The sequence below is a fragment of the Simiduia sp. genome (genome assembly GCF_058345725.1).
This window is the reverse complement of sequence record NZ_JBTUOC010000045.1, coordinates 1-26,475: the sequence shown is the minus strand read 5'-3', so window position 1 is coordinate 26,475 and position 26,475 is coordinate 1. Positions and strand designations below refer to the sequence as shown.

Here is a 26,475-nt window from a genome sequence, read left to right as displayed (position 1 = left end):
GTAGGACATCGTCAAGCTTCTAAATAACAAGGGCCACCCAATCGGGTGGCCCTTTTTATTTACATATTGATTAAGTTCTACTGCCAATACATCTGCGGGAGGCCGTAAAAAGCTCCTGCATTTACGGCACTTCCGCCATCCATGGCGGTCGTAGGGTGAGCCATGGTCGCGCAGCGACGCAAATGACAATTTGCGAATGGCGAACGCCCAATGCTATGCATTGGGCCGGGCCGGCGACAGCCGGTCGTCAAGCTTCTAAAAAAGAAAACCCCCGCTGGAATCCAGCGGGGGTTTTGTTTTTTTGGAAAACGATTTTTTACGTTCACTAACTATCGGGCCCATGCGACCTAGCCTGTGCTGTAAGCTCGGCGTAGGGGCGCGTCAGCGTCGCGCAGCGATGATTCGCCGTTGTACGGCTCACCCTTCGGGCCAGCTAGAGCTGTTCTCCTGCGCTGCGCTTGTAGTGCGAGCGTTGCTCGCAACCTGCTAGAGCGCCATCCTTGGCGCGCCGCCTGTGGGCTGCCTACGGCTTTACAAATACGCTACAGATATATTGCGCAAGTTCTACAAATTCAATCCTTACCGGGTAAGCCAGCAGGTGATTCATTCTGACTCTAGGGGGGAGCAATCAATAGCGTTGGCGCCACACAGCTGCAATATTTACTTCCAATCAAGCCGTGGCAGGCTATGTCGTTGCGAATAGTTACAGATGTACGCGGTGCGACTTGTTGCGATGCTTTCAGGCCAAGTTCTCGCTAAGATGTTAGGTGAAAGTGAATAGAATTCAATAAATAGGGAAAATTTATATGGACGTTTCTATAAATAAGCCTTCACCTTACGCATCCTTCAGTGCACGCGACCAGAATCGGCGTGCCATTAACCTGGCTATAGAGTCGCTGGTAGACTTTATTGTTCACGGAGTATTGCGCTTTAAGCGTAAACGGCTAAAGCTGGAGGTTGCACCGGAGTTAGTCGCGGCCTATCAAAAATTAGCGGAGCCCGCTTGGCGAAAAATTGAACAGGTTCGACAGCGAGAGCTACGCGTCCAAAATCGAATCAAGTTGATTGGCGGCTTAGCTATTTTAGGAAGTTGCGTGCTCATCGTTTATATCGGTCCATTGCTATTGGTGCTTAGTGTGATTTTCACCACGGTTTATGTGCTCAAACCGAGTGTGCGCTTTAAGCAAGCCTTTGTGGCAAATCTTGCCCCAGAGCTATTGCACCATTTGCCAAACTTCCACTATGAGCGGTACGGATATATTGATATGGCGGAGCTGGCTGATAGCCGAATTGTGCCGGCCCACGCGCCCGAACTTATTGCCCAAGAGGACTACTTTCGTTACCAAGGCGCACACATAGCCATTGAGCTGGTTGAATGCAGTCTGGCCAAGTACCGTGTAAATAAAGGCGAGCGCGAGCGTAGTACAGTTTTTGCTGGAGTCGTAGCTAAAGCCAAGTTAAGCCGGAGTTCCAAGACAGTTGCCGTGATGCAGTACAACTGGGGCAAGCTATTAGGTTGGATGCAGCCAAAACCCTTGGATGCCAAGTATAAACAAACGATAGAAGCCAACCCTTTGGCGGATCGCTATGATATCTACGCACAAGATTCGAATTTTGCACGGCAGGTCTTTACTTTGCCCTTACTTAATCAGCTCAAAGAGCTGATACAGCAGTTGGATGTGGCTGCACCAGAGATCAGTATTAGCGGGCAAAATATTGTACTGCTTCTGCATCGCCCGAAGAATTTGTTTAATGCGCCTGGTCTTTCGGCCGCCGGATTGCGCGAAGAGGTTCTCACGGAGATGCTCCAAGAGACATTGCTATTGGAGCAGCTGTGTCGAATCATTGAGGCATTGGCCGCAAATGTTGAGCGCTTTGGGTCCTCGGATAGGCAGCAGACAATGTAAACAACAATGTTGGCTATTTGCCAGCTATCTAATCTGTCGCCATTGCCGGTTTTTGCGGTAGCGTATCCATAAGGTTTGACAGCGTGTGCTCCGCAAAACCCGCGCCGGCCTGGGCATAGTAGTTAAATACTACGTCTGCACCGGCGGCTTTCATGGCTTGGCGCTCATCTTCGTGTTTGGCCACAGCGGCCACTTTGCCTTTGTAGCCTGAGTGTCTAAGCTGCTCCACTGCGTCGACCATTTCAGAAAGTGAGGGCATGGTGAACATTACAAGCTTAAATTGTGTAGCGCGTAAACCTTCCCAGAAGTCGGCATCTTCTGCGTCACCGTAGATGACTCGGCGGCCGTTGGCGATGTGTTTTTGAATTTTGCTTTTATCAGTATCTACGCCGCATACCTTAAGGTTGTATTGTGTTTCTACCGTGTCGTAGGCGCCTGAGCCTACCCGACCCATGCCAACAATAAGTACGTCGACGGAGCGGGCCGGGCACTGCGGGTCGTCATCGGTTTCTAAGTCGCGTTCAAAGCGCTTTAGCTCTGTCTTAAACCGGCTGTAGAGCTGGTGGGAGCGACCGTTGATTAGCGTTGATAGTGCAAATGAAATAGCCACAGCAATGGCGATCGTCGTCATCCAGCTTTCAGATAGCCATTCTAGTTTTAGCGCCAATGCGGCTACGATCAGGCCAAACTCGCTGTATTGCGTGAGTGCTAAGCCCGCCAGCAATGCGGTACGAACCCGCATCTTGTAGCGCGAGAGAATCAGTAGGAAGGCAGCGCCCTTTAGAGGTAGCAGCAGGCACAGCAATAAGCCTATTCCCAGCATATCCAGCGTCGGGCTTGCGGCAAGGCCAATATTCAGGAAAAAGCCGATCAGAAAGATGTCTTTAAAGCTGATCATGGACTTGGCCAGTTCACCGGACTTCTTATCGCCACTGAGTAGCATGCCAAATACCAGCGCGCCCAGGTCAGCTTTCATGCCAACCAGTTCAAAAAGTAAACTGCCGGAAAAGGTCAGAATGATACCTGCAAGAATTAATACTTCGTCGTGGCCGCTGGCCTTAAGTATCCGGCTTAACAGTGGACGCGCAAAAAACAATAATGGTAGAAGCAAGGCTGCAGGTGAGGGAATTTCGCCTTTGGAAATAGATAGAAACAGTACGGCAATAATGTCTTGGACGATTAGAATTCCCACGGCCAACTGCCCGTGACGGACGCGAAATTCGCCGCGCTCTTCGAGCATGGCTACGGCGCATACAGTGGAGCTAAAACTCAGCGCAAAGGCGATCAGTGCGGCTTGCTCCCAGCTGACGTCGGAGACCAGAGGTAGGCCCAATATGCCCAGAAAAAGGATAAAAGCGAAGCAAATGCCACCAAATGTGAGGCAGTGTTCCAGCGTCGAACGGTAGATTTCAGGCTTCAGTAAACTTTTTATATCGAGCTTTAATCCAATGATAAAAAGCATCAAGGAAATGCCAGTATTGGCAATAATTTCGATAGTTTCGCCGGTTTTAAAGCCAGCAAACCCCAGCGCAAACCCCGCGATTAGGTATCCCACCAACGGGGGTTGCCCCACTTGCCGAGCGGCAAAACCAAAGGCGAATGCGGCAAGAATGATCAGGCTTTCCATAATGGGGGTCCAATGTAGCGCTAAAGTAGTGCGATAGTGGCGTTTTTAATCTAAATCGGCAAGCGTCACGCCGTCGACGGTGGTGCAAAGCTCGCCATTGGCTAAGCGCCCCAATACACGCACGCCAAAAGTAACCTGCCGGCTGTCGCGCAACAGTTCTCCCGAGGGTTTTTTTGCCAGGGAAAAGCCTCTGTGTAAGGTTTGCAGTGGGCTGAGATTGTGCAGGCTTTTGACTTGTGCGGCGAATGACTGGCCATTGCGCTGCAAGGTAATGTCAATTGCGCGAAATAAGCGCTCGTTTGTTTGAGCTAATTGCCGTTGCATTGCGGTGATAGGGCGATGCGGGCTGGCAATAAGTAAGCGTCCCCGCAGCTGGTTGAACTCTACTTCCGCGCGCGTCATTTGTTGTACAGGGTGTAGACGTTGCAGTTGACTTTGTAGTTGGTGCAGGCGCTGTTTAGTGGACTGCAAACGCAGTGCTACCAGTTTAGTGAGCTGAATAGCTTGGTGATCGACGGCTTGGGCGTGATTCTCCAATCTTGGTTGGCACCGACTCAATCTGTGTTGGTAAAAGTTGAGTTGCTGTTTCGCCTGCAATACTTTTTGCTGAGTGTGTTGAATGAGGCGCTTTGCCAGTGTGCGGCTTTTCTGGTCCCAAGTATTTATATCTGGCGACAGGAGTTCAGCCGCAGCCGTCGGGGTAGGTGCCCGAAAATCTGCCGCAAAGTCGGCAATCGTTGTGTCTGTTTCGTGACCGATGCCGGTAATAATGGGTAGTGCACTGGCCGCTATAGCTCGGGCCAAGTTTTCGTTGTTGAAGCACCACAGATCTTCTAGTGAGCCTCCCCCGCGCGCCAATAGGATGACGTCAAACAAATTCGCGCGGTTTGCCAGCGTTATGGCGCGAATGAGCTGATCGACGGCCTCGTTGCCTTGCACTAATGCGGGGATTAGCGTGAGTGGTTGCCCTGGCCATCGGCGCTTGAAGACGGCGAGAATATCTTGCAGTGCAGCGCCTGACGCGGAGGTCACTAGGGCAATGTGGCGTGCCGGTAGCGGCAGTGGGCGTTTGCGTGTGTCGCTGAACAGGCCTTCTTGTGCCAGCTTGTCGCGCAGTGCTTCATAGGCCCGCTGCAAGGCGCCAAGGCCAGCATCTTCCATGTGCTCCACTATCAGCTGGTAGTCACCCCGGCCTTCGTACAGGCTAACACGCCCCCTAATCAGTACTTTCATGCCGTTTTGAGGGGTGATACGAAGGTAATGACTGCGGTTTTTAAACATAGCGCAGCGGATCTGGGCGCTGGCGTCTTTTAGAGTGAAGTAGCAGTGTCCAGACGCAGGCCGGGCTAGATTGCTGATTTCGCCTTCAATCCACAACAGCGACAGGTGGGTCTCCAGGAGCTGCCTAGCCAGGCGGTTGAGCTGGGTGACGGTCAGTATTTGGCGGTCTACTTGAGTCATTGCGGGTCCACTGGCAGGGGGATGGCGGCACTATAGCGGCAAGCGCCGTCGTGTGCGAGCGTCATTCGGAGGTCATGCTAGCCTGTTAAGCTATATGTTAAGTTCCCATTTACCCAGTAGATTCAAAGCGTTATAATTCGCCGTTTACCTTCTGGACCTTCTATTTACTAAGGTTGGCTGCAAACTATGTTGCGAATTGCACAGGAAGCTTTGACATTTGATGACGTGCTGCTGGTGCCCGGCTATTCGGATATCACAGCGAAAGACGTATCGTTAAAGACACAATTGACCCGCGGTATTCAATTGAATATCCCCCTGGTTTCGGCAGCTATGGATACGGTGACCGAATCGCGCCTGGCTATCGCTATGGCGCAAGAGGGCGGTATCGGTATTATTCACAAGAGCATGTCTATTGAGCAGCAGGCTCTAGAGGTGCGCAAGGTGAAAAAATTTGAGGCCGGTGTGGTGCAAGATCCCATCACCATTGATGCCAACGCCACCATCGCCGACTTGGTTGCGTTGACGCGCGCCAATAATATCTCTGGCGTGCCAGTGCTGGAAAATGGTGATCTGGTCGGTATTGTGACGGGTCGCGACGTGCGTTTCGAAACCAATATGGGCGCCAAAGTTGCCAGTATTATGACGCCTAAAGATCAATTGGTAACGGTTCAAGAGGGCGAGTCGCCGCAGGTGGTACGCGGGCTGCTGCACAAACACCGCATTGAAAAAGTGTTAGTTGTAAACGACAAATTCGAACTGCGTGGTTTGATCACCGTCAAGGATATTAGCAAGGCAGAAAATTTCCCTAACGCCTGTAAAGATCCGGCCGGCCGGCTGCGGGTGGGGGCGTCTGTGGGCACCAGCCCCGATACCGACGACCGCGTTAAAGCGCTGGTGGACGCGGGCGTTGACGTCTTGGTGGTCGATACTGCGCACGGCCATTCGCGCAACGTATTAAACCGAGTCAGCCGCATCAAAGAAATGTACCCCAATATGCAGGTCATCGGCGGCAATATCGCCACCGGTGACGCCGCCAAGGCATTGGTTGAGGCGGGCGCCGATGGCGTCAAGGTGGGCATCGGCCCAGGTTCCATTTGCACTACTCGCATCGTAACCGGTGTGGGTATGCCGCAAATCTCCGCCATTGCCAATGTCGCCGCCGCGCTCAAGGATACCGATGTCCCCGTTATCGCCGACGGCGGTATTCGCTTTTCAGGCGATATCTCCAAGGCTGTAGTTGCCGGCGCCCACTGCTTAATGATGGGTTCCATGTTTGCCGGTACAGAAGAGGCGCCGGGCGAGGTTGAGCTCTACCAGGGGCGTACCTACAAGTCTTACCGCGGCATGGGTTCGCTGGGCGCCATGGCGCGCACGCAAGGCTCTTCCGACCGCTATTTCCAGGATGCCAGTCAAGGCGCTGAAAAACTGGTACCAGAAGGAATCGAGGGGCGCGTCCCCTACAAAGGACCGTTGTCGGCTATTGTGCATCAAATGATGGGCGGGTTGCGCTCTGCCATGGGGTACACCGGGTCCTTGGATCTGGCCACCATGCGCACCAAGCCCGAGTTTGTTCGGGTGACTAGCGCCGGCATGGGAGAGAGCCACGTGCACGACGTGAGTATTACCAAAGAGGCGCCCAACTACCCAGTGGGCGGCCGCTGAGTTTATTGCATACGTACGTAAAAGTGATCGGCCGCGGCCGGTCACTTTTGTTTTAGGGGTGTGAAAACCCAACCGATTTGACAGCAAGAGTTGCCTTTTCTCATGAGCCAAGATATTCACGCACAACGCATTTTGATTCTGGATTTTGGATCGCAATACACGCAGCTAATCGCGCGCCGTATCCGCGAAATTGGTGTGTTTTCTGAGATTCGCGCCTTCGACATGACCGACGAAGAAATTCGTGATTTTGATCCAAAGGGTATCATTCTGTCAGGCGGCCCCGAGTCGGTTACCGCCGGGGCATCGCCAAGAGCGGCCGACAGTGTGTTCACGCTGGGCGTACCGGTTTTGGGTATTTGCTATGGTATGCAAACCATGGCCGAGCAACTGGGCGGCAAGGTGTCTACCAGCAACCTGCGTGAATTTGGCTACGCCCAGGTGAAAGTACAAGGTAACAGTGCGTTGCTGCACGACATCAAAGACCATATGGCTGCAGACGGCGCGGGCTTATTGGACGTGTGGATGAGCCACGGCGATAAAGTCATTGCGATGCCCGAGGGCTTCCAGTTAATGGCCGCCACCGAATCTTGCCCCATTGCCGGTATGTACTGCGAAGAAAAAGATTTCTACGGTGTGCAATTTCACCCGGAAGTCACTCACACACTGCAGGGCAAACGCATATTTGAGCACTTCGTGCTAGAACTGTGTGGCTGTAAAGCGCTGTGGACGCCGGCCAATATTGTCGAAGACGCCATCGCCCGCGTGCGCGAGCAGGTGGGTAGCGATCACGTATTGCTGGGGCTGTCTGGCGGTGTGGACTCCTCCGTGGTAGCGGCTCTACTGCACAAGGCCATCGGCGATCAACTTACCTGTGTGTTTGTGGACAATGGTTTGTTGCGTAAGAACGAAGGCGATCAAGTGATGGACATGTTTGCCAAAAACATGGGTGTCAAAGTTATTCGCGCCGACGCCGAAGAGCAATTTTTATCGCGCTTAAAGGGTGTCAATGACCCAGAGCAAAAGCGCAAAATTATTGGCAACACCTTCATCGACATTTTTGATGCCGAGGCCACCAAGCTGCAAGGCGTGAAGTGGCTGGCGCAAGGGACTATTTACCCGGATGTCATCGAATCTGCCGCAAGCAAAACCGGTAAGGCGCATGTCATTAAATCACACCACAACGTGGGTGGTTTGCCAGAAGATATGGCCTTTGAATTGGTCGAGCCATTGCGCGAACTGTTTAAAGATGAGGTGCGCAAGATTGGTTTAGAGCTGGGTTTACCTTACGACATGGTTTACCGTCATCCATTCCCGGGGCCCGGCTTGGGTGTTCGGATTCTGGGCGAAGTGAAAAAAGAATACGCCGATATTCTGCGCGAGGCCGATGCGATTTTCCTGGAAGAACTTCACAAAGCCGATTGGTATCACAAAACCTCCCAAGCTTTTGCGGTATTTCTGCCCGTTAAATCGGTTGGTGTGGTGGGCGATGGTCGTCGCTACGAGTGGGTGATATCGCTGCGCGCCGTGGAAACTATCGATTTCATGACCGCGCGCTGGGCGCACTTGCCCTATGAGTTATTGGAAACCGTGTCCAATCGCATCATCAATGAAATTTCCGGTGTGTCGCGCGTGGCGTATGACGTTTCAAGCAAGCCGCCAGCCACGATCGAGTGGGAATAACAGCGCAAGTTGTTATTAGAACCCTGATAAATAGCCCGGTTTGATCCGGGCTTTTTATGCGTGAGGATTATTAGAGTGCGTGTAAAAATCGGCCGAGTCTGACGGCCAGTCTGCTTATATTAAACAGTTAGAATGACCGATACCTATCTCCGCTAGACTAATTCCCTGAAGCTTTGCTAAAGCCTGTTTGGAGGCAAAGAAATGGTTACGCATCGCGATCGTTTAGGTGACTTGCTGGTAAGCCGAGGGGCGATAACCCGCGAGCAATTGATTGACGCTATTGCGGAGCAGCAGCGCCGGCGGACAAAGGATGCCAACGACGGCCTCCTTGATTCACGGCGGCACGTGTTGGGTGATGTCCTGGTGGACCTGGGGTATGTCGCGCGCTGGCAATTGCGGCGCTCACTCAATTGGCAACGGGTTTTGCGCCGAGCAGCGGTAATAGTAGCGTTAACTTCCCCCATAATGTCTGCAATGACTTACGCGGCTCCAAAACATGATAAGGGGGCATCCGCGCAAGAAAAGGACAGGGGTCGCTGGGCGAGCCCCTCGCCAGAACAGGTGCTCGAACCTATTCCCGAACCTTCGCCCGCGCCAACACCCGCGCCGACACCTGAACCCCTCCCGGAACCTGTTCCGCAGCCGTCGCCTGCTCCTGCTCCGGAACCTGTTCCACAGCCGTCGCCAGAGCCAACCCCTGAACCCTCACCGGAGCCGGAGGTGCTTGATGGACCAGTGGCAGTGTCCGGGCCGGTCACGGTGAATTGGAATACGCCTTCCTTGCGTGAAAATGGTGACTACCTGGATATCAGTGAAATTGGCGGCTATGAAGTGCGCTACCGGATGGAAGGGGAAACCGATTTCATCTACTTAGTGGTGGAGGATGGCTATGCGGATTCACTTTTTGTAGGGGACTTGTACGGAAGCTATGAGTTCGAGGTCGCCGCCTACGATGTCAACGGCTTGTACAGCCAGTTTGTGCCAGCGAAAGTGAATATTTAGCAAGTCTATTTGGTGCGGTGTATCGGTGTCCATGCCCATGCCGCAATGCAAGTGTTGCGGTCCACATGATCCTGAACGCTAGGGCTAATTCTGTGGCACTGCAGTGGCTGCGGAGCCGGTTTTTGAGGGTGGTACCGCAAGAGAAGTTGGCGAAACAACGGGCAGGTTACGCGCCACAGAAGCGTCAATAGATCGCCCGGCATTGACGTGGTAAGGCCGGGCGATAATTTTCGAAAGAATCCAGTTGTTTTAGTCGAGATTACGATCAACCAAAATTTTGTTGACGCGCGCGTCACTGTGGCTGGCGCTATCAAGCTGGTTGAGTGTCAGTACCTCCATCTGGTTTTCATTTGCGAACATCAAGTTGTAAGCATCCGCTGTCGAGCCCACATGGGTTGGACTCAGGGTCGTGGCGGTTGACCACTGGAAGCCGCCTAAGAAATCCCAGTGCACCAGGTAACTATAGGGGTCAAGGTCGTCCGACTTCAGTACAAAGTGCAAATAACTGTTGCCGTGAGTGTCCACCAAGAGCCCCACATCCCAGCCGCGAAAACTGCCAGATTGATATATCGCGTGGCTGTCCGATGAAAGTACATTGCCTTCAAAATCCAAGCGGGTTAACTGCAGCCGACTGTCATCAAATACTGACCCCACAAACAGACCAAGCTCCGTAATCTGCAGGCTAGATTCGCCATACAGTGCTGAGGCGTCGGTTTGCCAGGCGAGGGAAAGCAGTGTGCCGGCGATATTGTAGGCGCTCACGCCATTGGCTTTGACAGCGTAGAGTTTATCGTCGAGTAGCGCTACTTCCTGATACCGGGTTGGCAATATTTCCGATGCTGTGTACAGGTTGTCGCTGGCCGTGTATTGGATTAATTGCGTACCGTAACCGGTGCGGGCATTACAGCTTGTATCGCTACACTGCCAAACGCCGGCGGCAAAGCGAAAGCCGGTGCCGGTCATCTGCAAATCAAAGATTTCGTGTAGTACGCCTTCGAACGGTAGCGCAGGTAGTGTGTGTGTGGAAAGCAGGTTGCCGGTGTTGTCGTATCGGTGCGCTTGATGATCAGAGCCAATGACAAGATAGCCAGAATCAAGCGGTGCCACCGCAACGGATTTATAGCGTGTGCCTTCAAATGCCATTGTGGCAGTTTGGTGGGTCAGATTCGCACTGCTGTCTAACTGATAGAAATTGAGGGTGGTGTCGCTGTCGAAGTTTGAGGACTGGGCTATAAAGAAGGCGTTGCTTCCCTGGCTATAGCCAGCCGCAAACTGCACGCGTTTGCCAAGACCCTCGCGTCCAGCATCCGTCAATGCCGCGTCTGACTCACCTATTTGCCGGACGTGGGTATTGCCAAAAACTTCTGAGGTAATGGCGTAGATGTGCGCGTCTGTACGCAACAGAGCCTCGGCATACTCGCCACTGTATTGAATCAGCTTTTGGTTAGACTCGGTATCGGCCACCTGGAGCTCAAGGGGTATTTCCAGCGTCAAGGTATCCTGGCCGTCATCAAATACCAGTACCAACGGCGTTGAAATAGGTTGGCCGTAGGCCACGGAAAACGAACCGCTGTGTTCTGAGGCAAATCCATCAACCAAGGTCAGTGCATCGGGTTTGCTTTGTACTGTGATCGCGACCGGATCACCTTCCACGTCGAACACCTGGGTTGTCAGAGTGAAGGCTTTGCCGGAGAACACTTCGAACGGGGAGTAGCTTGCCGTCGGAATGTCGTTCACTGGGGCGATGGCCAACTGCACAGTGACCTGGTCTGATTCGAGCGCACCATCAGATACGCGAAGGGTTAACTCATCGCTACCGTTGTAGTGTGCGTGCGGAGTGTAACGCAAGGCAACGCCCTCAAGAACTGAAAGGCTGCCATGGGCTGGCGGGCTGACGACGGTGACAGAAAGCGCATCCCCATCGACATCTTGCGCCAGTGCGGTGAATTCCAGCGGGGTATCTTCATCGAGCTGCAGTGACTGTGCGCCTAGGGTGGGGGCATCATTCACGGGCAATACAGTAATGTTAATGGTGGCGGCGGACGAACTGATGCCTGCCTCAAGGGCCTTGAAGCGAAATTGATCTGCGCCATTAAAGTCGGCGTTTGGGGTGTAAGTGTAGCTGTTGCCATTTACGGTCAGGGAGCCGTGATTGGGCTGGCCCACCAGTTCATAGCTTAGGCTTCCGCCTGCTTGAGCGGTGCCAGACAGGGTACCCCGAATACTGCTGTCTTCGTCAACCTGAATACTGGCTGAGAGTGCAGTCGGTGGGGGCGTCGAGCCACCCCCTCCGCCACCGCATGCGGAGATCGTAAGTAGGGCTAGGCTGGTTACAAAGAGTTTTGAAAACCGAATCATATGTGGTCCTTGGCTGGGGGCCGTCTACAATGGAGTCGCTTTTACCCAGCGATATTATTTTAATAGGTCGTTGAGCCGCGCTAGATAGCTGCGTCGGCGCGAGATTAAGGACGATTAAGCCAAGGGCGGGCACAATAAATTTTCATGTCACGCAGTGTCGTTCAAAAACTGGCCAGTAGCGGTCGCAATGGGGGCGAAAATACCGACTCCTGCACAGGTCTGGGCATTGGTGGGCGCGAGAAGGGAGTGAGGGTGTTAGCATGCAGGTTAAGCCGGCCTCTGTGTGGGCCGGCTAGCATGTGATTGTGTGCGTACAGGGCTTAATCCAACAGGCGAGAGGCCTTGCCGCCGAAGTGAAGAGTGGTCAACATGGTCAATTCACTTGACCCAAATCCGAGTGAAACACCCATGGCATAGTTGCCGTTATCCGGCATTGAGGAACAACAATGGCATTTTTACAACATTGTCTCAATGGTGCGCTGGTCGCGCACTATGTGGTAGATGGGCCTTTGCGCATTGGCCGTAGTGGCCAGAATGATATCGTCTTAGAAGATGGTACTGTCTCCAGCCAACACGCCGAAATTCAGCTGAATGAACAGGGGCAGTTTGCCTTTAAGGATTTGGGCAGTACAAATGGCCTAAACCTAGATGGCAAGAAATGCACAGACGGCGTGCTCTTGGTGGGGCAGTGGCTCACCGTGGGTTTGCACGAGTTTACCCGTGTTGAGCAGCTGCCTGCAGGAATGGAGCAAACACTGAAAATCAAAAAGAGCTGGATACCAGGCGTTTATTACACTGCCGAAAAATAAGTGTAAACTGCCACCAAAATAATAATGAGGCCTCGGGTTTGATTCGGCGACTGGGTAAACTTTTCAGCCTTGGAAATGTGTTGTTACTCGCCTTGGTGGCCGCCTCGCTACAGGTTGTTTATTGGCCGTCCTGGCTGACACAGCCCCTGGTTTGGATGGATCGGCAGCTAACCGACAAGATTTACAGTTTTACCCCTGCGCCCATCGCACCTCTTCCCCTGTATCGCGTTAACCTCAGTGAGCAGTCGCTAACAGAACTCAGCCGCAACCCCGGTGCCGCTGAGCTGACGCCCGCGTTGGTCAAACTGGCAGCGCGCGGTACCCTGGTTGTATTTCTAACCGAACCGCTCAATTTCGCCGCCTTAAACTCAGAAGCTGAGACAGACCCTCGCAGGCCCCTCGGCGAAGAGGCGAGGCATGAGGTCGAAGTCCATGCACCCGATCCACGGGGCGGGCCTGTACTGCCGAGGTCTGTGCTCTGGGTGTTACCGCAGGGGCTCATGGCCGCCGAGGCCAAGCCATTGGGGCTGGGGTGGCAAGCGGTTGGCGATTGGCGCTGGCGCGGCTATTGGAGCCCGAGCGCGAGTCGCGAAAGGACGATCCCCGGACCCGGCTATCACTATGGTCACTCAGCTGCAGTACCCGCCCAATCGGTACTATGGCGCACTGGCGACGCATGGTTTAGTGGGTTACCTTTGGCATTGTTAACCGCTTTTGAGCCACAGCAGGTGACGTTGAACCAAGGGCGCCTGGCACTGGCAAATCGCGGTGCTCGCGCACTGGGACCCGGTGGCCAACTGGCCGTCGATGTGCGGCTGGTGCCAACGCTGCAATCTCTCGATACGGCACTTACCTCGCCGCCGGCCATTTGGCTACTGGCCAGTGCAGAAGATTCTCGACCGGATCAGGCGGGCGCAGCTCTGCAAACCTTAGTGCTTGATCACTACCCCAAAACCCCCGGTTGGGGGCAATGGCTACCCCTGGTGCTCTTGACGCTGCTAAGCCTTGGTTTGATGGGGTGGTGGCTGCGGGCCTCTGGTTGGGTGCTAACTATCTACTGCGTAGTAGGCGCAGCGGCGCTTGTGGCAGGCCAATGGGCGGCGCAGGTATACATGAGCTGGTGGCTGCCAATGCCGGTAGTCCTTGGCTTTTTGGCCAGTATTTGGTTGCTGGGCATGGTGTGGCGGGCCATACAGTGGCCCTATCGTCCTGTGTTGGTTAGCTGGCGCAGCGCCTGGCAGCAAATTTTACGTCGGCAGCTTCAAGAGGGGCAGCTAGAAGCCGCAGAGCTACACCTGACGGCTCTCCATGATTGCCGCATTGAACCGTGGCAATTGCAGCTCACTTACGAGGTTGCCCAAGGCTATGAAAAACAGCGCCGCTACGAGCAGGCTGGCAAGCTATACAGCAGCATCATGACCCGTTCGGGTGGCTTTGCAGATGTGAAAGAGCGGCTCAGGCGGCTGCAGGAACTGTCTTCCGGGCAGGGGGCTACGGGACTGGATGCAACGCTTGTGATCGATGAGACAATCATCAATAAACCGGTACTCGGTCGCTACGAGATTCAAAAGGAGCTCGGCAGGGGCGCTATGGGGGTGGTGTATCTAGCGCGGGACCCGCGCATAGGGCGAATGGTGGCGGTTAAGACATTGCACTATAAGCACTTTGAGCCCAACCAGCTCGACGGCGTCAAAGCGCGCTTTTACCGGGAGGCTGAGGCCGCCGGACGTTTGAGTCACCCCAATATCGTTTCGGTATTCGACGTGGGCGAAGAGTCAGATCTCTCGTACATTGCCATGGACTTCGTGCCCGGCCGGGCATTGAATTTTTATTGTTCACCCGAGCGCCTGCTGCCGGTGCCGATTGTCTATGGGCTAATGGCTAAGGCAGCCGATGCGCTGTTTTACGCCCACAAGCACAACATTGTGCACCGTGATATCAAGCCGAGTAACCTGCTGTACGACGCTGAAACCGGGCGCATGAAAGTCAGTGATTTTGGCATTGCGCGGCTCGTGGACAACTCCAAAACCCGTACTGGCGATGTCATGGGCAGCCCTTTGTATATGTCGCCTGAACAATTAAAAGGCAATAAAGTAGCCGAGCACGCGGATATTTATAGCTTGGGTGTGACTATGTACCAATTGCTGACGGGCAAGTTACCCTATGATGGCGATTCGCTGGCCAATCTAACCTACAACATTTTGCAGGCTAAGCACGTCAGCGTGCGCAGCCACAGGCCCGAGTTGCCGGCGAGTGCAACACGCATTACCAATAAAGCACTGCAAAAAGACATTGCAGACCGTTACAGCAGCGCGCGAGAAATGGCCGAGGCCCTGCGTAAAGCGCTTGCGCGCGATTTCAGCGATGGATAAAAACCCCAGCGAAGGTATCAGACGAGGTAGATTATGGTGCAATTAGCACAGTTGATTGACGATGTGGTGGTCAACAAATTCGACTTGGACAACCAGCCGCTCACCATTGGCCGGCACCCAGATAACCGCGTGCAAATTGACGACGGCGCAGTCAGCAGTCGGCATGCGGTGGTCACGCTGACGGCCAACCCCGATTTCCCGGAATACCAGGAAATTGCCATCGAAGATTTGGGCAGTACCAATGGCACTCGGGTAAATGGCGACAAGATTGCGGGCCGTGTGCTGTTGCATGCGGGTGACGTGGTTAAAATTGGTTGGAACGAATTCAAGCTGATCGATGGCCGTAAAAAGAATTTAGCCAGCACGGTGCACATGTTGCAGGAGTAGGCAGTGTTTTTCAGCGTCGCGGATGGATCGCGCGATCTGCTGCTTCTGGCAAATGGCCGCGCAAAGGGTTTTCGAGCAGCCATAAAAAAACCGCGTATGACGCGGTTTTTTTATGGCTGAGAAGTAGCTAGCTTAGCGCTCTAAATGCTGCAGCTTGCCCTCAACACCGTCCCACTCTGCGGCATCTGCCGGAGCGTCTTTCATCTCGGTAATGTTGGGCCAAATTTCGGCCAATTCGGCATTGAGCTCCAGAAAGACTTCTTGGCCTTCGGGCAGTTCGTCTTCTGAAAAGATGGCATTTACCGGGCATTCGGGTTCGCACAGCGCGCAATCAATGCACTCATCGGGATGAATGACCAGAAAGTTGGGGCCTTCGTAGAAGCAATCTACAGGGCACACTTCCACGCAATCGGTGTGCTTGCACTTGATACAGTTTTCACCCACAACGAACGTCATTATTGCTACTCCGTCTAATACGAAAAATCGGCGGGCATTCTACCCCAATCTTTAGCAGGCTTCTAACCTTTTAGTGCCCCGCAGGCTCAAATCTGCTGTTTTAACTGGTAGAGCAGTGTCAGGGCGGCGCGGGGGCTCAGGTCATCCAGGTCGACATCCGCCAGTTGAGTGATCACTGGGTGCGCGGGCGCACTAAACAGATCCGCCTGCAAAGGGTCTACCGCTGCAGGCCCTGGCGAGGCGGGGGCCGCGCTGACGCTGGCGCTCACCACCGGTGCGTGCGATCCCGCCTCCAGTTGCTTGAGCTGCGAATGTGCCAGGGTTAATACCGCCTGGGGAATGCCGGCGAGCTTAGCCACCTGTAACCCGTAACTTTGGCTGGCGGGCCCGGGTTGGATGTGGTGCAAAAAGACAATGCTGTCTTTGTGCTCGGTGGCGCTTAGGTGCACATTGGCAATGCCGTCCATTGTGTCTGGCAGCGCAGTGATTTCAAAGTAGTGAGTGGCAAACAGGGTAAACGCTTTTACGCTTTGGGCCAGGTGAACGGCGGCGGCCCATGCCAGCGACAGGCCGTCAAAAGTACTGGTGCCGCGGCCAACCTCATCCATTAACACCAGACTCTGGTCGGTGGCATTGTGCAAAATATTGGCTGTTTCCGTCATTTCTACCATGAAGGTCGAGCGACCACTGGCCAGGTCATCGCTGGAGCCGATACGAGTGAAAATTCGATCGACCATACCCAGTGTGCAGTGGCTGGCCGGCACAAAACTGCCAATTTGCGCCAGAAGTACAATCAAAGCAGTTTGGCGCATGTAGGTCGATTTACCACCCATGTTGGGGCCGGTAATTACCAGCATGTGGCAGTCGCGATTGAGATTAAGATCGTTGGCGACAAAGGGCTTGCTCGATACTTGCTCCACCACCGGGTGGCGGCCCTGTTCGATATGAATACCCGGGGTGTTGCTCAGGGTGGGTTTGCACAGGTTTAGAGCTTCTGCCCGCTCGGCTAAGCTGCATAGGACATCGAGTTCGGATACCGCTGCGGCGGCGTCCTGGAGTGCAACTAATTGGTTGTTAAGCGTTTCCAATAAGTCTTCATAAAGTTCTTTTTCCCGGCTGAGTGCCCGGCTTTTGGCCGACAGGGCTTTGTCTTCAAAGGCTTTGAGTTCGGGGGTAATAAAGCGCTCGGCATTTTTAAGGGTCTGCCGCCGAATGTAGTCTGCAGGTGCTTGCTCGGCCTGGCCGCGGCTCAGCTCGATAAAGTAGCCGTGGACGCGGTTGTAGCCTACTTTCAGCGTAGATAGCTTGGTGCGCTCGCGCTCCCGGGTTTCAAGGTCCACCAGGAACTGGCCGGCGTTAGTACTAATGGCTCGCAGCTCGTCCAACTCCTCGTCAAAGCCTTCGGCGATCACTCCTCCATCGCGAATGACCACCGGTGGATTCTCCACCAGGGCGCGATCAAGCAAGTCCACTAGCTCGGGAAATTCGCTGATACCCGCCGCTAACTGTTGCAGACGCGGGGTGCTGGCGCCAGAGAGTTGTTGCTGCAGTATCGGAAAGCTCGCCAGCGATGTGAGCAGGCGGCTAAGGTCTCTGGGGCGTGCAGAGCGCAGGGCTAACCGCCCTAATATGCGCTCCATATCGCCGACCTGTTTCAGCGTTTGCCGAATGGGCTCAAAGGCGTAGTCCTGGAGCAGCCAGGCAATGGCCTCTTGGCGCTGATTGAGTGAGGTGAGGTTGCGCAGCGGTCGATTCAGCCAGCGGCGCATCAGGCGTCGCCCCATGGCAGTGATGCCGGTATTCATCACCGCCAGCAGGGTGTTTTCTTCGCCGCCGCCTAAATTACAGTCGATCTCCAGGTTGCGACGGGTAGCCGCATCCATCGCGACGGCTTCGTCGCGATTCTCGACCGCCAGGGCGCGGATGTGGGGTAGCGCGGTGCGCTGCGTTTCGCGGGCGTAGGCCAATAGGCAGCCTGCGGCCCCGAGGGCCGCCGTCAAATGGCCGCAGCCAAAACCGTCCAGATCCTGCGTGCCGAATTGTTGGTTGAGCAGGCGTTGTGCCGTATCCAGCTCAAACTCCCAGGGCGCGCGACGGCGTACGCCTTTGCGGCGCTCAATGGCGTCCAGTTCGCCCAGGCCCTCGGCCACTAACAGCTCAGCAGGGTTGAGGCGTTGCAGCTCGGCAGCTAACGCCGCCTCACCCAATACCTCCAAAACCAAAAAGCGGCCGGCGCCTATGTCCAGGCTGGCAATGCCAAAAGTGTCTTCTTGCTGGTAGACCGCCACCAGCAGGTTGTCTTGCCGTTCGTCCAACAGCGCTTCATCGCTTACGGTGCCAGGCGTCACAATGCGAACAACTTTGCGTTCCACTGGGCCCTTGCTGGTGGCTGGATCACCTATCTGCTCGCAAATGGCTACAGATTCGCCTTGTTTGACCAGCCGGGCCAGGTAGCCGTCGGCGGCGTGAAAGGGGATACCTGCCATGGGAATCGGCTCGCCATTTGATTTGCCGCGTGCGGTCAGCGTCACATCTAACAGCTCGCTGGCCTTTTTGGCGTCGTCGAAAAACAGCTCATAGAAATCGCCCATCCGGTAGAACACCAGCTCGTGGGGGTGCTCTGACTTGATACGCAGGTATTGCTGCATCATAGGCGTGTGGTTGGAGAGGTCTTTCACGGCGTGTGTCATAGGTTTGGAATCAAATACGGTTAAGGGCTGTTGGGCGCAAGAGTGGGCGGGTATTCTACGCAAAACTCGCCCAACCATAAATGGCGGTTAACGTTGAGGGGTATAAAATGGGTGACTCACTTTATCTAGCGGCCGAAGCACTTGGGCGACTGCTACAGGCGCGGCACTGGCAGCTGTCGACGGCTGAATCTTGCACGGGTGGGGGCGTGGCTGCGGCGCTGACGGCGGTGGCAGGCAGTTCGGACTGGTTTGGGTACGGCTGGGTAACTTACGCAAACAGTGCGAAAATACAGCAGTTGCAGGTAGATCGGCAGGTGCTGGGTGAGCAGGGCGCAGTGAGCGAGGCAGTTGCCCAGCAAATGGCGTTGGGCGCCAAACTACAAGCGGGCAGCGACTGGGCGCTGGCGACCACGGGTATAGCGGGGCCCGGCGGTGGCAGTGAGACCAAACCCGTTGGCACAGTCTGGTTTGCCTGGGCCGGGCCAGAGGGCTACCTGTGCGCAGAAGAGCAGCATTTTAGCGGGGATCGCCAGGCAATTCGCGAAGCTGCTGTGCTGTATGCGCTGACGCGTTTGGTGGATCAGATTAAAAATACTGTATAACTGTATAGTACTGGTTGCGTATACAGTAAAATTGCCCTATGCTACTTCACAACTGAGCGGCACGAGACCGCGTTTTAGCTAACAAGAGCCCGTTTTCGGGCGCAGATTTATCAAAACTAGAAATTTAAAAGGTATCGACATGGACCAGAACAAAGAGAAGGCTTTGCAGGCAGCGCTTTCCCAAATTGAGCGACAGTTTGGCAAGGGTACCGTTATGCGCATGGGTGACCAGGAACGCTTAGCCATTCCCGCGATATCTACCGGCTCGCTGGGCCTGGATGTTGCGTTGGGCATAGGCGGTTTACCCAAGGGGCGTATTGTCGAAATTTATGGTCCTGAGTCCTCGGGTAAAACCACACTGACATTGCAAGTGATAGCAGAGGCCCAGCGCAAGGGCGGTGTGTGCGCATTTGTGGATGCAGAGCACGCGTTAGATCCGGTTTACGCAGAAAAGCTGGGGGTAAACGTCGATGATCTTATTGTGTCTCAGCCCGATACTGGCGAGCAGGCACTCGAAGTGGCCGACATGCTGGTGCGCTCTGGTGCTGTTGATGTACTAGTGGTCGACTCAGTGGCGGCGTTAACGCCCAAGGCTGAAATTGAAGGCGAAATGGGTGACCACCACGTGGGCTTGCAGGCGCGTTTGATGTCGCAGGCGCTGAGAAAAATCACGGGTAATATTAAAAATGCCAACTGTCTGGCCATTTTTATCAACCAGATTCGTATGAAAATTGGTGTAATGTTTGGCAATCCGGAAACCACTACTGGTGGTAATGCGCTGAAGTTTTATTCGTCTGTGCGTTTGGATATTCGTCGCACGGGTGCGGTTAAAGACGGCGACGAGGTCATTGGTAACGAGACCCGCGTAAAGGTGGTTAAAAACAAAGTTGCGCCGCCATTTAAACAAGCGGAATTTCAGATACTGTACGGGCAGGGCATTAATTTGCAGGGCGAGATCATTGATTTTGGCGTCAAGCTGGGCCTGATCGATAAAGCTGGCGCCTGGTACAGCTACAAAGGCGACAAGATTGGCCAAGGCAAAAATAACGTTGTTAAATTTTTGCTGGAGAATCCGCAGATTCAGGCGGAAATTGAGCAGCAGGTGCGCGCAGAATTACTGGGTGGCGCAGTTAAAGCCGCCTCTGCCGACGAGAGTGTCGCGGAAGAAGTCGACTCGTAAGGTTGTTAGCTGCCTCGCGGCCACTGTGTCGCGGGGCTTTTTTTATCTTTAGCGTTTGTACAGCACCTGCACATTAAACTTTTCACTTTGCTGCCTGGAGATTCCTATGCCGACACTTGTGACAGAGTCTGAAATAATGGATGCAGTACTGCGCATGCTGGCCAAGCGAGATTACAGCGAAGCGGAAATTCGCCGAAAACTGGCTGACAAGGCGGCGCCCCAAGCGGCTGCTGATAAGGTTATACAACGTGTACAAGAGCTTGGGTATCAGTGTGATATTCGCTATACCGGCGCCTATCTTCGCTATGGAATAAGCCAGGGTAAGGGGCCGCTGTGGATATCAGCGCAACTGTTACAGCGCGGTGTTGATAAACGGCTTATTCAGCAGGCGCTTGAAGACGCCGATGTGGACTGGCGCAGCGTGGCCAGCGAACAGATTCAGCGAAAGTTTAAACGTCCGGCTACAGACCCCAAAGAACAAGCCAAGCAATTTCGCCACTTAGCCAGCCGCGGATTTAGCCCCGATGTCATTCGCTTTGCCATGGATTCATTGCTGACTGCAAATTGCGCGTCTTAAGCCAACACCTTCTGCACACGCTTAGTAGTCAATCCTTAGCACCAAACCAATTAACAAGTTCCGTTGGCTTTCGCAAAGGGTACTGCAATGTAGTAGCGGTGTTGTGTCGATGGGAAATAGGCCTTGCTCGATTGACAGGCGCTACTACCGGCGTGCTTAGTTGTGAACAGCGCTCTGCGCGGGGTTAATTAGTTGCCGGCGTGGTGGATTTTGTAGAAAGGTGTTCTTCTTTAGTTGCTTCTTTAATTTCTTGTTTTGTATCGACGTCTTGTTTGATGTCGCTATCTTGCTTGCGCGGCCTGCCGCGTTTGAGCGGGCGCACGCGCTGGTTGGCAATTTTTTCAATACGGTCTTTGAAAGCATCGCCGCCAAGTACCTGGCCCAATTTAACGGTTTCCGCAATGTATTCCAGTAGCCGGTTATCAAAGGCGTAGCGGAATAGTTTGCGGTATGCCTGTACGCGCTCGCGTGCGTTCTTACCTAATTCAAGGTACAGGCGATGGTCTTTAATTAGCTCGCTTTCTATTAAAGACGTGTGGTAATTAAAACTAGACCAAGGGTATTCACCCGGCTCATTGGCCAAGCCCAGGTACATGGGTTTTAGTTCAACATAACGGTAGCAGGTGAGCAGGTAGGCATCTGAGTCAATGAGGCTGGACTTATAGCGCCCCCCCCACAGAGTGCCAGATCGGCGATAGCGGTGGTTCACATATTGCACATAGCGCCGGCCTAGCGATTGCATCATCGACGATAACCCTTCGCCAATTCGCGGTGTTGCGATAAATTGCACCATGTTGGGCAGCAGGACGTAGGCATGGATGTCGACGCGGTACTGCTCCGCCGCGGCTTGTAGGCTTTGAAGGTAAAACGCGTAATCCTCGTCGTCAAAGAAACATGGCAGGTTGTTATGGCCTGTTTGCACAACGTGTTGAGGGATATCTGGTAGGTTAAGCCTTGGTAATCGAGCCATAGCGGCTTGTAGTCCCTGAAATGATTCTCTTCCTTAATGAGCGTGCTCCCTGGCGGGCGCGGCCATTATCGCAAAACTCATCCTGATATATCAAATGATTGCCTCAGGAGATTGTGGTGCCATAGTACAACTTGGGCGGTCGGTTTCGCGGCCGAGGCCAAAGCAAGAGGGGAAATTGCCGGCTTTTACTTCTGTTTTTTAAGCATAATGGGCTAGAATGCCAACGCTTTATGTCCTCTGATGGAGGGGGCTATCAACACAGTGGATTGGTGTGATGAAACCAGCGGAGTTGATCCGGCTCGCGATTAATGGGCGAACGGATATTGGGCAAGTCAGAGACGAAAACGAAGATCATATAGGCTGGTTCAGTCACCCTTCACAACCTTTTGGCTTTGTTGTTATTGCCGATGGCATGGGCGGCTACACGGGTGGCTCACAAGCCAGTCGGTTGGCCGTTCGGCGCGTGTCGGAATCGCTCGAGCTCATTCCAAGTTCGACGTTTGTTGCCTGTACCCCGGATCAACAACTGTTGATGCTACACGCGGCCATTATGGACGCCCTCAATGCCGCCAATACCGATATTCTCAACGCCAAGCTGGTTAATCCCCAACTGTCCAATATGGGCAGCACAATCGTGCTGGCGGTGGTCTGGCAGGACCACGTCACCGTGGCCCACCTTGGCGACTCGCGCGCCTACCTGTGGAACCGAGACGGCTTAGTCCAGTTGACCCGAGACCACAGCCTGGTGCAGGAGATGATCGATAACGGCTCCCTGACCGTCACCCAGGCTAGAAGTTCGCGCGTTCGCAATCATATTACCCGAGCGCTCGGCGTGACAGATTATATTGAGCCCAGTATTAATTCCTACGCCTTGACGCAAAACACGCTGCTAATGTTATGTAGCGATGGTTTGACCGAGTACATGGATCACAATGAGCTGGAGTTTGTGCTGTCTACTCATCGGCCCGCGCTCGAGTGTTGCTATCGCTTTATCGCGGAGGCCAACGAGTCGGGCGGAAAGGACAATATCAGTGTGGGTATCATCGAATACACATTGATGGCGGGTGAGGAGAGGGCGCCAGTTGCTGCGGAGTCACTTCCCGAGGACGAGGACGTGACGGTACGCAAGGCCTCGCAAAATTCCTGAGCCAGCTCGTAGTGCAGGCGTATTACGTCTTACTATGGCCCACCCATTCGGCAGAGGTTGATTTCAAGTCTCAGTTGCCGGCGGCGACTCGACGCTACTATCGATAGTTCAGGCTTGGCCGGCCGCACTTATGCGCGGCCATGCCGTGTTTAACAGCCTTTATTCAGGGGTCAATACGAGCGTATGGACGGTTTCGCCCTTGAGCCAGGGCGATGGCACACCTTCGACCCAGTCTTTGTGCCCAGCATCAAAAAATGGCGACAAGGGGTGCGCCGACTGCCCGGTAGCCATGTGAAAATAACCTTCTGCCTCGCGCCCCGGTGATACCGCAAAACGCTCGCTGGCCCCGTGGGTGGGCGTTTGCACCCGCGGCATGTGGGTGTCGCCATCAAGCGGCTCTTTGGGCATCGACAACCACCAGTCCAGCGGCTTTAAAACCCGCCCTAAAGGGTGTTGAATCACCACGCGATTGGCTTCGCCCCAGGTATCGTTAGCATAGCTGCCGTCTGCAAACAGTGGCTCGCTGACAGCGTCAAAGGCGGCCATCGACAGCGCCTCCCAACTGTCAAAATCCGGGTTCAACAGGTGGTCTGGCTGCGCAGTCATCATGGCCCAAGCGGGGTACTCGATTTGGCGATTGGCGCGCGCCAGCTCAAAGGTTGGATCCACAGAGCGCATATAGGTTTCCAGAGGCGCGGTCATATACTCGATCATTTTCAGGCGCCATTCGCGCACTAGGCGGTAGCCGACTGAATCGGTCGCCGCGCGACCGCCCCAGTGTTCAATGTGTCGTGCAGCCTCGGTTATACGTGGTTCCTGGTTTGCTTGCCGACCTAACATCGCTAACAGTTGTGTGCGCCAACGGCTGAGAAACAGCGCGCGATCATCCAGTTGAAGATCCAGAAAATCCTGTTCGCTGAAGGTGGACTTGGTCAACAAAGCGTCGCGGATTTGCTGCTGTCTGGCCCCTAGGGCGTAGGCGGAATCCCCCATTTGTGCGAAAGCGTCACCGGACAGGGTGCGCGCGTTGGCCGTCCATAGGCGGTGGTTTTCAGGCGCCAGTATCTTTGGGTGTTGGCTGGCAGGGCGTACGCCCTGCCAGGCCTTGCCGCCCTCGTGCCAGTATTCGGGCAGCGTACCGTCGAAACCGGTGCGCGCGGGAAAGGGGCCGGCCACTGTCCAGCCAATGGTGCCGGCGGCGTCGGCCAAAACCAGATTTTGGTGTGGCATGCCAAATGTAGGCCCCAGGTCGATGGCTTGTGCCACGCTATCAAGAGTTTCCAGCAGCCAAGGGCCCATATTGGCACCGCTCACATCGTGTGCTGTCCAGCGGTAAGCGAGTTGGCGGCCCTTGGCATCGGTGGCGATCACCGGGCCCCACTGGGTTTCTTTAACGATTAAGGTTTCCGCGGCTGCATCCTTCACGTGAATGGTTTCGCGAACTTCGGTAAATGCTTGCCAGCCGGCTTCGGTGCGGTAGCGAGATTGATCGGCGTTTGTCTTCAATAAAATGATGTCGGACCAGTCGCCCTGGGTGTTAGTAAAGCCCCAGGCCAGTTTACCGTTCGAGCCGGCCACTAAAATGGGTGTGCCCGGGAGTGTGGCACCGCTGATGAGTCTACCGCTATCGGGATTGCGCCACTGGGCCCGAAACCAAATATTGGGCACGCGAATGGCCAAGTGCATATCGTCGGCGACCATGGCGCCGCCGTGGGCTGTTAAGGCCCCAGACACCGCCCAATTATTGCTGCCCACTATAGCGTCTTCCGAAGTCATTGGTTGATAGACCAGAGGCATATCGCGCGGCAGCAAATCCTGCCAGCCAGTGGTTGGCAATGGCGCTGCGGGCAGTGCATCACCTAATAAAGGCGCATCCCAGCTCCCACCCTGTTGGGTAAAAAAAGCGTTCATGTCGGCGGGCAGGCTTTCGGCCAGTAAGCCGCGAGTGCGCTCGAACCAACCCTCGTGATCCTGCAACACGAGAATCATGCTAAAGACGGTCAGGATACTGTCTTCTGGCTGCCAAGCCTTGGGTTGAATACCCAGTAGTGTGTACTCAAAGGGGGCGGAGGCCAGCGCTTGCACTCCGCGATTGACACCTTCGGCATAGGCCTCGAGCAGGGCCTGGGCGTCGGGCGAGTAGGTGGCTAAATTGCGTTTGGCTCGCGCCCGAAAGCGGTGCAACCGCACGCTTTTGTCGTGCGCCAAGGCGGCTGCGCCAAATAATTCCGACAGTTCGCCAGCGGCATTGCGGCGCTGCACATCCATCTGGAAAAAACGTTCCTGCGCGTGCACAAAGCCCAGGCCAAAGGCGATGTCGGTGCGTTGCTCGCCCGCTATTTCTACGATGCCCTGGCGGTCGCGCAGCAGGGATACTGGCGCCTGTAAAAAAGGCTCAGTACGGCTGCCATCGAGTGCCGGCAGGCTTTGTTGTAGGCCCCAATAAAGGCCGGCGCAGGTGATTAGCAATAGGCCAAGCAGGCCGGTAACCAAGTAGGTTAAGGTTTTCATGGCGTCCCCTTTTTCTGCCTATGGTATCAGCGCGAATACCCGGGCAGGGGGAAAAGTGTGACTAGTGGTTCACGGGTAAAGCCGGCGGCATACGCCGGCTTGCCGCGCGCTCAATAGCGTTTTTCGCACCCGCCAATCCAGCTGTGGTGCAGTGTGAAGTAATCGTCTATGGCGATCATGTCCGCTTGGTATCCGGCCGCCAACTTGCCCAGTTTATGATCCAGACCGAGCATTGCTGCTGGGTAGATAGACGCCATTCTTATCGCTTCGTCCAGCGGTAGACCCAAGCTCTGGTGAGTGTTTTTTACCGCACTCAGCATGTCCAGATCTGATCCCGCCAGTGTGCCATCGGCAGTGGCACATCGGCCCTCTTTTGCGTGAATACGCTCACCGTTTAAGACAAAAGATTTGTCTGTGGCCCCTACCGTGGGCATGGCATCGGTTACCAATACCATTTTGCCTTTGGGTTTGGCTGCAATGGCTACTTTGAGAGTGCTGGGGTGCACGTGGTAATTGTCGACAATAATGCCGCACCAACTGTGCTCATCTTCTAACGCTGCGCCCACCACGCCGGGCTCTCTGCTAGTCATTGGGGTCATGGCGTTGAACAAATGGGTAAACGCCTTGAGGCCGTGATCGAGTGCCGTGCGAATTTGCGCGTAGTCGGCGGCGGTGTGTCCAGCGGCCACTATCACGCCAGCCGCAGCCAGGCGAGCGATCATCTCGGGTGTTGTGCACTCGGGAGCCAGGGTAACGTAGGTGATACCTTTAGGAAGCGATGTCAGCAGCCTAAACGCCGCTTCATCGAGAACCTTCATCTTGCTGGCATCGTGTACACCTTTGCGCGCCGCATTTAAAAATGGGCCCTCAAGGTGTACGCCAATGACACCGGGTACGCCCTGTTGGAGTGCCTCGCCAACGGTGGCCAGCGTTTGCTCGACCACGTTCAGGTCGTCGGTTATGAGTGTTGGTAAAAAAGAGGTGGTGCCCAACTTGCGGTGGGCATCACCTATGGTGCAAAGCGTTTCCAGAGTCGGCGCATCGTTCAGCAGTGCGCCGCCGCCGCCGTTGACCTGG

The 26,475-nt window shown here is 54.6% G+C and carries 19 protein-coding genes; 11 read left to right on the top strand and 8 right to left on the bottom strand.

Translation table 11 applies throughout. The features are described from left to right. Window positions 1-1,061 precede the first annotated feature (1,061 nt). Window positions 1,062-1,907, top strand: coding sequence for a DUF3137 domain-containing protein (locus ACW8F6_RS11120; RefSeq protein ID WP_491575943.1), 846 nt, complete (start codon window positions 1,062-1,064; stop codon window positions 1,905-1,907). A gap of 28 nt (window positions 1,908-1,935) precedes the next feature. Here ACW8F6_RS11120 and ACW8F6_RS11115 read toward each other — a convergent pair whose 3' ends face one another. Together ACW8F6_RS11115 and xseA are read right to left on the bottom strand one after the other, a co-directional pair. After that, entirely contained in the window at window positions 1,936-3,534 is a 1,599-nt protein-coding gene (locus ACW8F6_RS11115; RefSeq protein ID WP_491575942.1) for a cation:proton antiporter domain-containing protein, read from the bottom strand. A gap of 45 nt (window positions 3,535-3,579) precedes the next feature. Next, the gene (gene xseA / locus ACW8F6_RS11110) at window positions 3,580-4,995 is read right to left on the bottom strand and encodes an exodeoxyribonuclease VII large subunit (protein ID WP_491575941.1); all 1,416 of its coding nucleotides are present in this window, start codon (window positions 4,993-4,995) and stop codon (window positions 3,580-3,582) included. 186 nt (window positions 4,996-5,181) lie between these two features. Between xseA and guaB the strand changes: the two genes are divergently transcribed. The 3 genes from guaB (at window position 5,182) to ACW8F6_RS11095 (ending at window position 9,339) form a co-directional block, all read left to right on the top strand. Then, entirely contained in the window at window positions 5,182-6,657 is a 1,476-nt protein-coding gene (guaB, locus tag ACW8F6_RS11105) for an IMP dehydrogenase (protein WP_491575940.1), read from the top strand. Between the two features lie 102 nt (window positions 6,658-6,759). Beyond that, window positions 6,760-8,337 (top strand): glutamine-hydrolyzing GMP synthase, encoded by a 1,578-nt coding sequence (gene guaA / locus ACW8F6_RS11100; protein WP_491575939.1) that lies wholly within the window; start codon window positions 6,760-6,762, stop codon window positions 8,335-8,337. A 720-nt stretch (window positions 8,338-9,057) separates the two neighbouring features. Then, the gene (locus ACW8F6_RS11095; RefSeq protein ID WP_491575938.1) at window positions 9,058-9,339 is read left to right on the top strand and encodes a fibronectin type III domain-containing protein; all 282 of its coding nucleotides are present in this window, start codon (window positions 9,058-9,060) and stop codon (window positions 9,337-9,339) included. Window positions 9,340-9,588: 249 nt separating this feature from the next. On the opposite strand, the gene ACW8F6_RS11090 is transcribed toward ACW8F6_RS11095, so the two are convergent. Beyond that, window positions 9,589-11,697: a cadherin-like domain-containing protein gene (locus ACW8F6_RS11090; RefSeq protein ID WP_491575937.1), complete on the bottom strand. Its 2,109-nt coding sequence runs from the start codon at window positions 11,695-11,697 to the stop codon at window positions 9,589-9,591. A 446-nt stretch (window positions 11,698-12,143) separates the two neighbouring features. Between ACW8F6_RS11090 and ACW8F6_RS11085 the strand changes: the two genes are divergently transcribed. The 3 genes from ACW8F6_RS11085 to ACW8F6_RS11075 all read left to right on the top strand — a co-directional run bounded on the left by ACW8F6_RS11085 (window position 12,144) and on the right by ACW8F6_RS11075 (window position 15,265). Continuing rightward, window positions 12,144-12,506: an FHA domain-containing protein gene (locus ACW8F6_RS11085; protein ID WP_491575936.1), complete on the top strand. Its 363-nt coding sequence runs from the start codon at window positions 12,144-12,146 to the stop codon at window positions 12,504-12,506. Window positions 12,507-12,583: 77 nt separating this feature from the next. Continuing rightward, window positions 12,584-14,878 carry a serine/threonine-protein kinase gene (locus ACW8F6_RS11080; RefSeq protein ID WP_491575935.1) on the top strand — a complete coding sequence of 765 codons (2,295 nt, stop codon included), beginning with the start codon at window positions 12,584-12,586 and terminating at the stop codon, window positions 14,876-14,878. Between the two features lie 33 nt (window positions 14,879-14,911). Beyond that, window positions 14,912-15,265 (top strand): FHA domain-containing protein, encoded by a 354-nt coding sequence (locus ACW8F6_RS11075; protein ID WP_491575934.1) that lies wholly within the window; start codon window positions 14,912-14,914, stop codon window positions 15,263-15,265. Between the two features lie 132 nt (window positions 15,266-15,397). On the opposite strand, the gene fdxA is transcribed toward ACW8F6_RS11075, so the two are convergent. Together fdxA and mutS are read right to left on the bottom strand one after the other, a co-directional pair. Beyond that, the gene (gene fdxA, locus ACW8F6_RS11070) at window positions 15,398-15,721 is read right to left on the bottom strand and encodes a ferredoxin FdxA (RefSeq protein ID WP_491575933.1); all 324 of its coding nucleotides are present in this window, start codon (window positions 15,719-15,721) and stop codon (window positions 15,398-15,400) included. An 86-nt stretch (window positions 15,722-15,807) separates the two neighbouring features. After that, window positions 15,808-18,411 (bottom strand): DNA mismatch repair protein MutS, encoded by a 2,604-nt coding sequence (gene mutS / locus ACW8F6_RS11065; protein WP_491575932.1) that lies wholly within the window; start codon window positions 18,409-18,411, stop codon window positions 15,808-15,810. Window positions 18,412-18,518: 107 nt separating this feature from the next. Between mutS and ACW8F6_RS11060 the strand changes: the two genes are divergently transcribed. The 3 genes from ACW8F6_RS11060 (at window position 18,519) to ACW8F6_RS11050 (ending at window position 20,770) form a co-directional block, all read left to right on the top strand. After that, complete coding sequence (locus ACW8F6_RS11060; RefSeq protein ID WP_491575931.1) at window positions 18,519-19,013, top strand: CinA family protein; 495 nt, start codon at window positions 18,519-18,521, stop codon at window positions 19,011-19,013. 139 nt (window positions 19,014-19,152) lie between these two features. After that, complete coding sequence (gene recA, locus ACW8F6_RS11055) at window positions 19,153-20,193, top strand: recombinase RecA (RefSeq protein ID WP_491575930.1); 1,041 nt, start codon at window positions 19,153-19,155, stop codon at window positions 20,191-20,193. 106 nt (window positions 20,194-20,299) lie between these two features. After that, on the top strand, window positions 20,300-20,770 hold the full coding sequence (locus ACW8F6_RS11050; protein WP_491575929.1) for a regulatory protein RecX: 471 nt from the start codon (window positions 20,300-20,302) through the stop codon (window positions 20,768-20,770). Between the two features lie 184 nt (window positions 20,771-20,954). Here the strand turns inward: ACW8F6_RS11050 and ACW8F6_RS11045 are convergent, their stop codons facing one another. Then, window positions 20,955-21,740 (bottom strand): transposase, encoded by a 786-nt coding sequence (locus tag ACW8F6_RS11045; RefSeq protein ID WP_491575928.1) that lies wholly within the window; start codon window positions 21,738-21,740, stop codon window positions 20,955-20,957. A gap of 274 nt (window positions 21,741-22,014) precedes the next feature. Between ACW8F6_RS11045 and ACW8F6_RS11040 the strand changes: the two genes are divergently transcribed. Continuing rightward, a complete protein-coding gene (locus tag ACW8F6_RS11040) occupies window positions 22,015-22,887 on the top strand; it encodes a protein phosphatase 2C domain-containing protein (RefSeq protein WP_491575927.1) in 873 nt (290 codons plus the stop codon). Between the two features lie 159 nt (window positions 22,888-23,046). On the opposite strand, the gene ACW8F6_RS11035 is transcribed toward ACW8F6_RS11040, so the two are convergent. Continuing rightward, a complete protein-coding gene (locus ACW8F6_RS11035) occupies window positions 23,047-25,398 on the bottom strand; it encodes a penicillin acylase family protein (protein WP_491575926.1) in 2,352 nt (783 codons plus the stop codon). Window positions 25,399-25,508: 110 nt separating this feature from the next. Beyond that, on the bottom strand, window positions 25,509-26,475 hold a 967-nt coding region (nagA, locus tag ACW8F6_RS11030; RefSeq protein ID WP_491575925.1), incomplete at its 5' end, for an N-acetylglucosamine-6-phosphate deacetylase.